The sequence below is a fragment of the Streptomyces panacea genome, from assembly GCF_040560175.1.
GTDB classification, from domain to species: domain Bacteria; phylum Actinomycetota; class Actinomycetes; order Streptomycetales; family Streptomycetaceae; genus Streptomyces; species Streptomyces panacea.
Genome location: NZ_JARJHW010000233.1, coordinates 1 through 10334, shown reverse-complemented (window position 1 = coordinate 10334; position 10334 = coordinate 1). Strand labels below are relative to the sequence as shown.

General features: G+C 72.1%; 9 protein-coding genes. 3 read left to right on the top strand and 6 right to left on the bottom strand.

Annotated elements, in window-relative coordinates:
• Positions 1-326: 326 nt before the first annotated feature.
• The 3 genes from P3L51_RS32660 to P3L51_RS32650 all read right to left on the bottom strand — a co-directional run bounded on the left by P3L51_RS32660 (position 327) and on the right by P3L51_RS32650 (position 3292).
• The gene (locus tag P3L51_RS32660; protein ID WP_354608958.1) at positions 327-1472 is read right to left on the bottom strand and encodes an XRE family transcriptional regulator; all 1146 of its coding nucleotides are present in this window, start codon (positions 1470-1472) and stop codon (positions 327-329) included.
• Between the two features lie 411 nt (positions 1473-1883).
• Positions 1884-2414, bottom strand: a complete 531-nt coding sequence (locus P3L51_RS32655; RefSeq protein WP_435594577.1) for a DUF3017 domain-containing protein — start codon at positions 2412-2414, stop codon at positions 1884-1886.
• Between the two features lie 11 nt (positions 2415-2425).
• Positions 2426-3292 carry a bifunctional methylenetetrahydrofolate dehydrogenase/methenyltetrahydrofolate cyclohydrolase gene (locus tag P3L51_RS32650; RefSeq protein WP_354608956.1) on the bottom strand — a complete coding sequence of 289 codons (867 nt, stop codon included), beginning with the start codon at positions 3290-3292 and terminating at the stop codon, positions 2426-2428.
• A 211-nt stretch (positions 3293-3503) separates the two neighbouring features.
• On the opposite strand from P3L51_RS32650, the gene P3L51_RS32645 reads away from it, so the two are divergent.
• On the top strand, positions 3504-4115 hold the full coding sequence (locus P3L51_RS32645) for a hypothetical protein (protein WP_354608955.1): 612 nt from the start codon (positions 3504-3506) through the stop codon (positions 4113-4115).
• Positions 4116-4274: 159 nt separating this feature from the next.
• On the opposite strand, the gene purH is transcribed toward P3L51_RS32645, so the two are convergent.
• Both purH and purN read right to left on the bottom strand, forming a co-directional pair.
• Positions 4275-5864 carry a bifunctional phosphoribosylaminoimidazolecarboxamide formyltransferase/IMP cyclohydrolase gene (gene purH / locus P3L51_RS32640; protein ID WP_354608954.1) on the bottom strand — a complete coding sequence of 530 codons (1590 nt, stop codon included), beginning with the start codon at positions 5862-5864 and terminating at the stop codon, positions 4275-4277.
• Positions 5861-6466: a phosphoribosylglycinamide formyltransferase gene (gene purN / locus P3L51_RS32635; protein ID WP_354608959.1), complete on the bottom strand. Its 606-nt coding sequence runs from the start codon at positions 6464-6466 to the stop codon at positions 5861-5863. The genes purH and purN overlap by 4 nt, the downstream gene beginning before the upstream one ends.
• Before the next feature lie 362 nt (positions 6467-6828).
• Here purN and P3L51_RS32630 point away from each other — a divergent pair, with 362 nt between their 5' ends.
• A complete protein-coding gene (locus P3L51_RS32630; RefSeq protein ID WP_354608953.1) occupies positions 6829-7863 on the top strand; it encodes a hypothetical protein in 1035 nt (344 codons plus the stop codon).
• Between the two features lie 88 nt (positions 7864-7951).
• Here P3L51_RS32630 and P3L51_RS32625 read toward each other — a convergent pair whose 3' ends face one another.
• Positions 7952-9865: a cell division protein PerM gene (locus P3L51_RS32625; protein ID WP_354608952.1), complete on the bottom strand. Its 1914-nt coding sequence runs from the start codon at positions 9863-9865 to the stop codon at positions 7952-7954.
• A gap of 116 nt (positions 9866-9981) precedes the next feature.
• Between P3L51_RS32625 and P3L51_RS32620 the strand changes: the two genes are divergently transcribed.
• A partial coding sequence (locus P3L51_RS32620; protein ID WP_354608951.1) for a helix-turn-helix transcriptional regulator occupies positions 9982-10334 on the top strand: 353 nt, incomplete at its 3' end.

Here is a 10334-nt window from a genome sequence, read left to right as displayed (position 1 = left end):
AAGGGCCAACCGCCGGTGGGGCTTTCCGGCGGGGAGGGGGCGGGGAGCGACGGGGCGCGTCAGCGTCGGGGCGGTGGCGGTTCGGGCGATCCGCGAGGCGGGCCGACGGGCGTCGCGCGCCGGGGCGGACCGCACGCCACGGCGTGTTCGACGTGCCGGGAACGTGGAGCGTGTGCCGGGAGGTGCCGGGGTGGGCGAGCTGGTCGGACGGTGGAAGCGCCGACGGGCGCGACCCGCCCGCGTCGCGGTTGCGTCCGGGCCGCCGGCGGAAGCGCTCCGCACGCCACGGTCGGCCGGGCGCCCGCCCTCGGGCCCGGCGCCGGCGCTCACTCGTCCGCCGTCGTGCAGCCCTCCACACCGGTCGTCAGCGTCGCGCACGCCTTCGCCTCGGCGGCCGTGGCCACCGCGACCATCGGGGTGTACGCGTCCTTGTCGGCGTTGACCGTGCCCGTCTGGGGCTTGCCCTCGCCCTGGTCGGCCGCGATGTCGACGGTGTCCCCCGGCGCCGCCTGGGTGATACGGGCCCAGGCCGCCCCGCACGTCTTGCTGTAGCGGACCTCCACGACCGCCGTGCCGACCGTCGCGGTCGTGGCCGTCTCGGCGAACTCGCCGCCACAGCCCATGAGTTCGGGGTCCTCGCCGATGCAGTCGTCGCCGGCGCACTTCACTCCGGCGGGCAGTTCGGGTGCGCTGGTGGTCGGCTTCGCCGACGGGGGCTTGGCGACCTTCTCCTTGTCGCCGCCACCGCCGAGGTCGGTCAGCAGTACGGCTCCGGCTATCACCAGCAGCGCGCCGACGAGAGCCGCCACAAATATCGTCGTCCGGCGCCGGCCGCGCCCGCCGCCCTGACCGGGAGAGCCGCCCTGGCCGCGCCCGCCGCCCTGACCGGGAGAGCCGCCCTGGCCGTGAGCGCCGTGCGAGCCGGGAGGCTCCGGAGGGGCCGCCTGCGGGTAGCCGGCCGGCCCGCCCTGGGGGGCGCCGGCGGGCTCGGGTCCGTTCCAGCCCCCGGAGCCACCGGACCGCGGTCCCGCGCCGGGACCGGAGCCGGGGCCCGCGCCCGGACCGGGAGGTGTCGCCGTACGTCCTGCGGGGCGCCCGGCCCCGGCACCGGGCCGGGCGGCCGGGTCGCCGCCGAACTCGCCGAGCGCGTCCCGCGCCTGGGTAATCCGGATCGCTTCCATCGTCATGTCGTGACGCATCTCGGAACGGCTCCACGCGCGCTCCGACAGCTCCCACATCGTCGTCAGATGCAGCGGATTGGTACCGGTCACCTCGGCGAGTGCCACGATCGCGCCCTTGGGCGCGAGCAGCCGCCCGTTGAGATACCGCTCCCACGACGTCTTGCTGTAGCCGGTGCGGTCCGCCACGGCGGCGATGCTCAGGCCGCTCTTGTCCACGAGCCTGCGCAGCTGTGTGGCGAACTCCCTGACCTGTGGGTCGAGCTCCTCCGGTAGTGCCTTCCAACGAGGCATTACTTCCCCCTTGTCCCCGCGCACGCGCCTGAATGTGCTCCGCCGTGCCGCGCCCCCACGCCGGTCGACGACTACCCCAAGGGATGCGTGGAGCCAGGGTGTCAGTTCCAGAAATGGGAGTGCACCGGAGCATTCGGGACAGTCCCCGCGCCCCCTCGCGCGCCGCCTCCGATTCCGTCCCCCAGTCTCGCATCCGTTGCCCGGCGATCACACCATGGCGGAATGGTCACTTCCGTGCCACAGGCGCCTGCCGGCTCTTGATCCTCTTTGGCGGGTCCATGACGCTTACTCCATGCCGACGGCGCCCGTCCTGACTCGGGGGAGGGGATGGGCGCCGTCTTCTTACCGCGTCCGGCCGTGCCGCGTCCGGCCGTACTTCTGTACTTCGTCCTTCGATCGCTGTTCAGGACCTTAAGGAACCGTTGAGTGGACCACGTCCTCCAGGAACGGGATCTCCAACCACGGGCCCGGCTGCGTCATCAGCGACAGCAGCACGATCGCCACGCCGAGCAGGCCATACGTCACCATGTCGGTGAAGCGCGACCGTACGGCCAGCATGCCGACCGACGGCATGATCCGCCGCAGGATCGCGCCGGTGATCAACGCCACACCGATCAGGATCGTGCCCCAGCGGAACGACTGCTCGAACGGGTCGAGCCCGACGATCAGCAGCCCGAGCCCGGTCGCGCCCAGCACGGTGAGCAGCGGCCACTGACGGGCGGGCGCCGGGGCGTCGCCGGGCGCGGCACGGCCGCCGCCCTCGGGACGCGCGGTGTCCTGGGTGACGGTCGGAAAGCGCCGCGAGGTACTGGGGACCGCGTCGCGGTCCTCCTCTCCCTCACGTACCGGCGTACGCGCCGGCTCGCTCACGTCGCCGTCCGCGGCGTCACCACCGCCGGGCTCCGCGGCCGCGTCGGCGCCCGGACTCGTACCAGCACCCATGGGTGCCCCTTTCACGTTCCGCTGCCACTTCCGGCGCGCTCCGCCGCCTCGACGACATTCACCAGGAGCTGCGCGCGGGTCATCGGGCCGACCCCACCGGGGTTCGGTGAGATCCAGCCTGCCACTCCCGCGACGTCCGGGTGGACGTCGCCGGCGATCTTGCCGTTCTCGTCGCGGCTGACGCCGACGTCGAGCACCGCGGCGCCCGGCTTCACGTCCTCCGCCTTGATGATGTGGCGCACCCCGGCCGCCGACACGATGATGTCGGCCTGCCGCAGATGCGTGGAGAGATCACGGGTGCCGGTGTGGCACTGGGTCACCGTCGCGTTCTCGGACTTGCGGGTGAGCAGCAGGGGGATCGAGCGGCCCACGGTGATCCCGCGCCCGACGACCACGACGTGCGCGCCCTTGATCTCGACACCGTGCGCGCGCAGCAGCTGGATGATGCCGTACGGGGTGCAGGGCAGCGGCCCCGTCTCGTTGAGGACCAGCCGGCCGAGGCTCATCGGGTGCAGCCCGTCGGCGTCCTTCTCCGGGTCCATCAGCTCCAGGACACGGTTGGTGTCGATGCCCTTGGGGAGCGGGAGTTGGACGATATAGCCCGTGCAGTCGGGGTTCGCGTTCAGTTCGCGTACGACTGCCTCGATCTCCTCCTGGGAGGCGGTGTCGGGCAGCTCACGCTGGATCGAGGAGATGCCGACCTCGGCACAGTCGCGGTGCTTGCCGTTGACGTACCAGCGGCTGCCCGGGTCGTCGCCGACCAGCAGGGTCCCGAGTCCCGGGGTGATGCCCTGCGCCTTGAGGGCCGCCACGCGGGCGGTCAGGTCGGACTTGATCGCGGCTGCGGTGGCCTTGCCATCGAGAATTTGGGCGGTCATGCGTCCATCTTCGCGGATGACCCCTCCGCTGTTCCAATCCTCAGGTTGCGCTTACACAACACATACGGATACCGACTGGACAAAAAGTCGATGCAAACAGCACGATGAACCGCGCAGTGCGCGGGCATGTTGGGGGGCAAACCGCTCGATTTCATGATGTTCCTCCTTCGGTTCCGCGATGTCCCCGCATTACCAACGGAGGAAACCCGCCATGAGCTTTGGCGACCCGAACAACCCGTACGGACAGCAGGGCCAGCAGCCCCAGGGCCAGCCGGGCTACGGCTATCCGCAGCAGGGCCAGCCCCAGCAGCCGCCGGCCAACTACGGCTACCCGCAGGCTCCCCCCGTCCAGCCCGGCTACGGCGGCTACCCCGGTGGTCCCACGGGTGGCGTCCCGCAGCAGATGCCGGGCGGCGTGACGGCTTCCCGGGTGTTCCTCTGGATCCTCGCCGGTCTCAGCCTGATCGGCGGCGTGATCCTCCTGTTCGCCGCGATCGCGCTCAACGCGGCCAAGGACAGCGACGAGTTGGCCGACGACTCGCAGTTCCAGAGCCTGGTGGACCAGTCGAGCGGCCTGCTCTGGTTCATGACCTTCATCGCGTTCGCGTGGACCGTCGCGTCGATCGTTCTCGCGATCAAGTTCAAGACCGGCGGCAGCGGCCTGCGCACCGCGCTGATCGTCTACGGCGCCCTCACCATAGTCCTGGGTCTCTACCCCTTCGGTGGCATCGCGGGCATCGTCCACATCGTGCTCAGCATTCTGCTGATCGTCTTCGTGTCGAAGTCGGACGGCGCGGCATGGTTCAAGCGCCCCCGTTACTGACACGCACCGCGCACGCGCACAACCCGAAACATAAGTCGGCGCATTTGCCGGCGCTTATGCCAGAAGGCCGTAACACCCGTCGTATCGACGGGGTTTACGGCCTTCTGGCGTTCTGTCGTACGGCCCTGGCCGCACAACAGCTCAGCGGCAGAACCCTGTTCAGTGGAAGAAGTGCCGCGTCCCGGTGAAGTACATCGTCGCGCCCGCCTTCTTCGCGGCCTCGATCACCAGCTCGTCACGCACCGAACCACCCGGCTGCACCACGGCCTTGACGCCCGCGTCGAGCAGGATCTCCAGGCCGTCGGGGAAGGGGAAGAACGCGTCCGAGGCCGCGTACGACCCACGGGCCCGCTCCTCGCCCGCGCGCTCCACGGCGAGCTTCGCCGAGTCCACGCGGTTGACCTGGCCCATGCCGACGCCGACGCTGGCACCGTCCTTGGCGAGCAGGATCGCGTTGGACTTGACCGCGCGGGAGGCCTTCCACGCGAAGGCCAGCTCGCGCAGCTCGGCCTCCGACAGGGCGTCGCCGGTCGCGAGCGTCCAGGTCGACGGGTCGTCGCCGTCGGCCTGGAGGCGGTCGGTGACCTGGAGCAGCGCGCCGCCGTCGATGGGCTTCACCTCGACGGGCGCCGAGGGACCGCCCTCGCAGCGCAGCACGCGGATGTTCTTCTTGCGGGACAGCACCTCGACGGCGCCGTCCTCGTAGCCGGGCGCGACGATGACCTCGGTGAAGATCTCGGCGACCTGCTCGGCCATCGCGACGGAGACCGGCCGGTTGACGGCGATGACGCCGCCGAACGCGGACAGCGGGTCGCACGCGTGGGCCTTGCGGTGCGCCTCGGCGACGTCGTCGGCGACGGCGATGCCGCACGGGTTGGCGTGCTTGATGATCGCGACGCACGGCTCGGTGTGGTCGTACGCGGCACGGCGCGCGGCGTCGGTGTCCGTGAAGTTGTTGTAGCTCATCTCCTTGCCGTGCAGCTGCTCCGCCTCGGCGAGGCCCCCGCCGGTACCGCCGGTGTAGAGCGCGGCGGGCTGGTGCGGGTTCTCGCCGTAGCGCAGGACGTTCTTGCGCGCGTACGTCGCGCCCAGGAAGTCCGGCAGGCCCGAGTCGTCCGCGGCGGCGTAGTCGGCCGCGAACCAGGAGGCCACGGCCACGTCGTACGCGGCGGTGTGCTGGAACGCCTCGGCGGCGAGCCGCTTGCGCGTCGCCAGGTCGAACCCGCCGTCCTGTACGGCCGCGAGGACGTCCCCGTACCGCGCGGGGCTGGTGACGATGGCGACCGAGGGGTGGTTCTTGGCGGCGGCGCGGACCATGGACGGGCCGCCGATGTCGATCTGCTCGACGCACTCGTCGGGGGTGGCCCCGGACTCGACGGTCTCGCGGAAGGGATAGAGGTTGGAGACGACCAGCTCGAAGGGCTCGATGTCCAGTTCGGCGAGCTGCTCGCGGTGCGAGGCGAGCCGCTGGTCGGCGAGGATTCCGGCGTGGACGCGCGGATGCAGCGTCTTGACACGGCCGTCGAGGGTCTCCGGGAAGCCGGTCAGCTCCTCGACCTTGGTGACGGGCACACCGGCGGCGGCGATCCGCGCGGCGGTGGAGCCGGTCGAGACGAGGGTGACGCCGGCCGCGTGCAGTCCGCGGGCCAGCTCCTCCAGGCCCCTCTTGTCGTAGACGCTGACCAGCGCGCGGCGGATGGGCCGCTTCGTACCTTCGACGGCCTGTCCGGCGGTCTCTTCGACGCTCACTGGATTGTTACCTTTCGTCCCTCAATGCGGTAGCCGTGCCGGGCGAGCCGCCCCACGACATCGACGAGCAGCCGTCGCTCGACGTCCTTGATGCGCTCATGGAGCGCGGTGCCACCGTCCTCGTGATCCTCGTCCCGCACCTCGACCACGCCTTGCGCGATGACCGGGCCGGTGTCGACGCCGTCGTCGACGAAGTGGACGGTGCAACCGGTGACCTTCGCCCCGTACGCGAGCGCGTCACGCACCCCGTGGGCACCGGGAAAACTGGGCAGCAGGGCGGGGTGGGTGTTGATGAACCGTCCGCCGAAGCGGGCCAGGAACCGCTTCCCGACGATCTTCATGAAGCCGGCCGAGACGACGAGGTCGGGCTCGTACGCGGCGGTGGCCTCGGTGAGCGCGGCATCCCACTCGTCGCGCGTCGCGTGGTCCTTGACACGGCGGACGAAGGTCGGCAGCCCGGCGCGTTCGGCACGCTCCAGACCGGCGATGGAGTCGCGGTCGGCGCCGACGGCGACGATGCGGGCGCCGTATCCCTGCGGGTCGGCGTCGACGGCGTCGAGCAGGGCTTGGAGGTTCGTACCGGAGCCGGAGACGAGGACCACGAGCCGGGCCGGGGAGCCGAATTCGACCGGAGAGCCGGTTTCTGGCGGGGTGACCGGGTCGTCGGGGGCGGGCTTGGACGGCGGGGAGGCCACGGCGGAACGCCTTTCTGAACGCGAGCACAGCCTCGCGGGTCGTGCGGGTCGTGCGGCTTTGTGTGGTCGTACGAACGGATCGTGTCTCCCGTATCGGGGAACTCTACGAAGGAGCCGACCGTCAGCAACGATACCGGCACACCGAACGGCCCCCGGGGGACGGGGGCGCGCCCGGGAGGTAGCGTCTGGGGACACGGACCTGTCTCCAGGACGGGCCATACGACACAAGACCCCTTGCGCCAAGGGTCTGAGGGGAAGACGTTCACCAGATGCCGGACCGACGACACCGCACGGCACTCCCTGTCCCGCAGCCCACCGGGCCGGTGCTTCTGCTGCGGGAACGCCAGTCCTCGTCCGCCGGGTCCTCCGGGCCGGAGGACTCCTCGGGGTCCTCGGGTTCTTCGGGGAGCTCCGGAGGTTCGGGAGGTTCCGGCTCAGACGGATCTTCGGGAGCCTCCGGGTCAACCGGGTCCTCGGGCTCCTCGGGCTCCTCCGACGACAATCCGTTCGCACCGCCACCGGAGGACAGGCCCGACCAGCCGTGGCAGCCGCGTCACCCCCAGAACGGCGGCGGGACGCCGGACGACCAGTCGTCGGGCGGTGACCGTTCCTCCTGGGGCAGCCAGTGGAGCAGCCGTCAGCCGGGCCGCTCGTCGGGCGGTTTCGGCGGCAGGCCCGGCGGCCAGAACGGACCGGGCGGCGGGCAGAACGGCCCCGGTGGCCGCCAGGACGGTCCGGACGGCCGGCCCGGCAAGGGCCTGCGCTGGGACCCGACCGACCCGTTCCAGCGCCGCGCCCGGTACTCGATCCTCTCGGGCATGTGGGCGTTCTTCTTCGCCCTCTTCGACTTCCCGGAGATCGCTCTGCTCCTCGGGGCACTCGCGCTGTACTGGGGCATCAGCTCGTTGCGGGCCAAGGCTCCGCTGTCGCGTACGCCGGTCGACGGCAGCACGGGTGCGGGTCGTTCGGACGTGGGTACGACTCCGGGCCGCGAGGAGTCCGGCTCGGGCTCCGGTACGACGTCTCCCGCGCCGACCGGGGCGGGCGCACCGCCGGCACCGAGCGCGCCGCCGGGCGCCCCGGCCCAGGGCACGACGGCGCACAAGCCGCAGACGACGGCCGCGGTGAGCGGGATCGTGGCGGCGTCCATCGCGCTGCTGGTCGTGGCGGCGACGTTCACCGTGCAGCTCGTCTATCGCGACTACTACACGTGCGTGAACGACGCGCTGACCAAGACGGGTCAACTGGCCTGCAACGACAAGCTCCCCGACTCGCTGGTCCCGATCTTCGGCGTCCAGAAGTAGCCGAGTGGCGGACCGGCACATCTGACGGCGGCCCCACCCTTCCCGGTTCCGGGAGGAGTGGGGCCGCCGCTCGTTCGAGTGGTGTGGATCAGTCGGCCGCTTTCGTTTCCGGCTCGGACTCGGGCTTGGTCTTGGGCTCGGGCTTGGCCTCGGCCTCGGCCTTGGGCTCGGGCTCGGGCTTGGGCTTGGGCTCGGCCTCGGGTGCGAGCGGGGACCCGGACGTGGGCTCGGAGTCGGGCTCGGAAGCGGACTCAGGCACGGGCTGCGGCGCGGGCTCTGGTTGCGGCGCGGCCGGCGGGAATTCGGACATCAGGCCGCCGGACGCCTGCTTGATCGCCGCCCAGCGCGCCTCCTGCGCGTCCCGGTCGTGCCAGGCGTCCATCGGCAGGATGTCGTACGGCGCCTCCACCGGATCCGCGCCGTCCAGCGTGGGCGGTGGGTCCGGCGTGGGCGGTGCGTCCGCGCTCCCGGGCTCCGTCGGTCCGTCGTCCGCGTCCTTCTCCGCCGCCGCCTCACCCCGTCGCCACGGCACCCGCCGCCACCAGGCGGTCTTCGTGTCGGTTGCCTCCGCCGGCGCGTCCGGTGACTCGCTCGCCGCCTCCCTCACCGTCTCCCTCTCTTCCACCGCGTTCGCCTCTCCCACGCCTTCGGCCTCTCCCGTCTCGTCCACCTCGTCCACCACGCGCCGTTCGCGCAGCCGCCAGGCCCTTACCAGCAGCGCCGCCGGTACGGCGATGCCCACCGTCCAGGCCAGCGCCGCCGCCCCGGTGAGCCACCACACCGGCCCGAACTCCACCAGCCGCCCCGTCCCCAGCGGCCCGCCCGCCACCGCGGCCAGTGCCGCCGTCAGCACGGCGCACCCGGCCCCGGCGAGCGCCGCCGCGAGGGCGGTGTCACGCGCGCTCCATGCCTCGTCCCGTTCGGCGAAGGGCGGGGCCGCGACCCGTACCGTGAACCAGGCGATCGTCAGCCCCGCCGCCAGCGGCACCGCACCCGCCGCCCAGGTCACCGCCATGCCTGGCCCTTCGGCCGGCACGGCGGCCAGCAGCGGGAGGGGCGGCAGCGCGGGGCTGCCCATGACCGCGAGCGGGGTGACCGTCGCCGACGTACCGAGTGCGAAGCCGGGGCCGAGGGCGTACGAGGCGCCCCACACCGCCGCGTTCGGCAGCAGCGCGAGACACAGCAGCAGTACGGCGACCCGCCCGGACCAGGCCGCTGCCAGTTGCAGGAACGATTCCTGTGCGGCGTCCGCGTGCCACATCAGCGAGCAGGTGACCAGGAGAAGGCCGCCGCCCAGCAGCACCGCCGCCCCGGCGGTCGTCGAGCGCATCACGACGACGGCCCGGCGGCGCTTCCCGACGGCCCCCGCGGTCGCCGCGTCCCCTTCGGCAGCCGCCGTCGAGCTTCTCAGGCCCCTCAGTCCGGGCAGCCGGTCCAGCAGCGGACTCAGCGGCCGGCCGCTCGCCACCCACACCCCGGCGGCGGCGGACAGCACCGGCACCAGGGGCAGCGTGAGCGCCGTGCGGAGCGTGTCCGTGGGGAGCGCTCCGCCCCGCGCGTACAGCACGACGGCGGCGCCGACCAGCAGATATCCGCCCGCGACCGTGCACAGCGCGCCGAGCGCCGTGAGCTGCGGCCGGCTCTCGTCCGGTTCCAGCGCGTCCCGCGAGGAGCGGTAGACCAGCCACACCGGCAGGGCCACGACCAGCAGGGGTACGACTCCGACGGGCGCGGGCACCCCGGACAGCGTGTCGGGCCGGACCAGCTCCGCGCCGTGGGCCAGCAGCCAGAGCGCCGCCGCGATGTGCAGGGCGCCGCCGGCGCCGCTGTCGGGGTAGGGCGTGCTGATCCAGGCCGCGATGACCAGCACGGCGAGGCCGCCGAGTCCCAGGCCCGCGGCGAGGCCGCCCCGGAGGAAGGCGGCGGTCAGCGCGGCGGCCCGGCCCCGTTCGGCGGCCGAGGCCGAGGACAACGTGGTGCTGCGCTCGCTCACTTGGGTCACGCCGCCATGCTCCCAACGACACGCGCTTAAACCGCGTAACAGGCGGATAGCCGTTGTGTCGCTCAATATACGTTTATGTACTTTTTCGGCCAGTGCGGTGCTGCGGGGAGTTCTTCATGACGCAGAGCACCACTCGTACCTCCTCGGTGCCCCCGCTCCCCTCCCCCAAGGAGCGGCGCAGGCTGCGCGAGGCGAAGGCCATGACCGAGAGGCAGGTCGCGGTCGCGCTGGGGGTCACCCGGACGACGGTCCGGGCCTGGGAGACCGGGCGTACGGATCCGCAAGGGCGCAAGCGCGAGGCGTACGCCCGGCTGCTGGCGGCGTACGCGGCGGAACTCGACGAGAAGAAGCGCGCGAAGCGGAAGAAGCGGCCGAAGAGTCCGGGGAACGGGGACGTCACGGCGGAGAAGCCCGCGAAGGAGTCGGCAACGGCTCCCACGGAGGAGCTGGAGAGGGAGAGCGCGACCGC

Bases quoted from the DNA above. Each gene is read 5' to 3' on its own strand.
- P3L51_RS32660 (WP_354608958.1), bottom strand. From the start codon at position 1,472: ATGCCTCGTTGGAAGGCACTACCGGAGGAGCTCGACCCACAGGTCAGG.
- P3L51_RS32655 (WP_435594577.1), bottom strand. From the start codon at position 2,414: ATGGGTGCTGGTACGAGTCCGGGCGCCGACGCGGCCGCGGAGCCCGGC.
- P3L51_RS32650 (WP_354608956.1), bottom strand. From the start codon at position 3,292: ATGACCGCCCAAATTCTCGATGGCAAGGCCACCGCAGCCGCGATCAAG.
- P3L51_RS32645 (WP_354608955.1), top strand. From the start codon at position 3,504: ATGAGCTTTGGCGACCCGAACAACCCGTACGGACAGCAGGGCCAGCAG.
- P3L51_RS32630 (WP_354608953.1), top strand. From the start codon at position 6,829: ATGCCGGACCGACGACACCGCACGGCACTCCCTGTCCCGCAGCCCACC.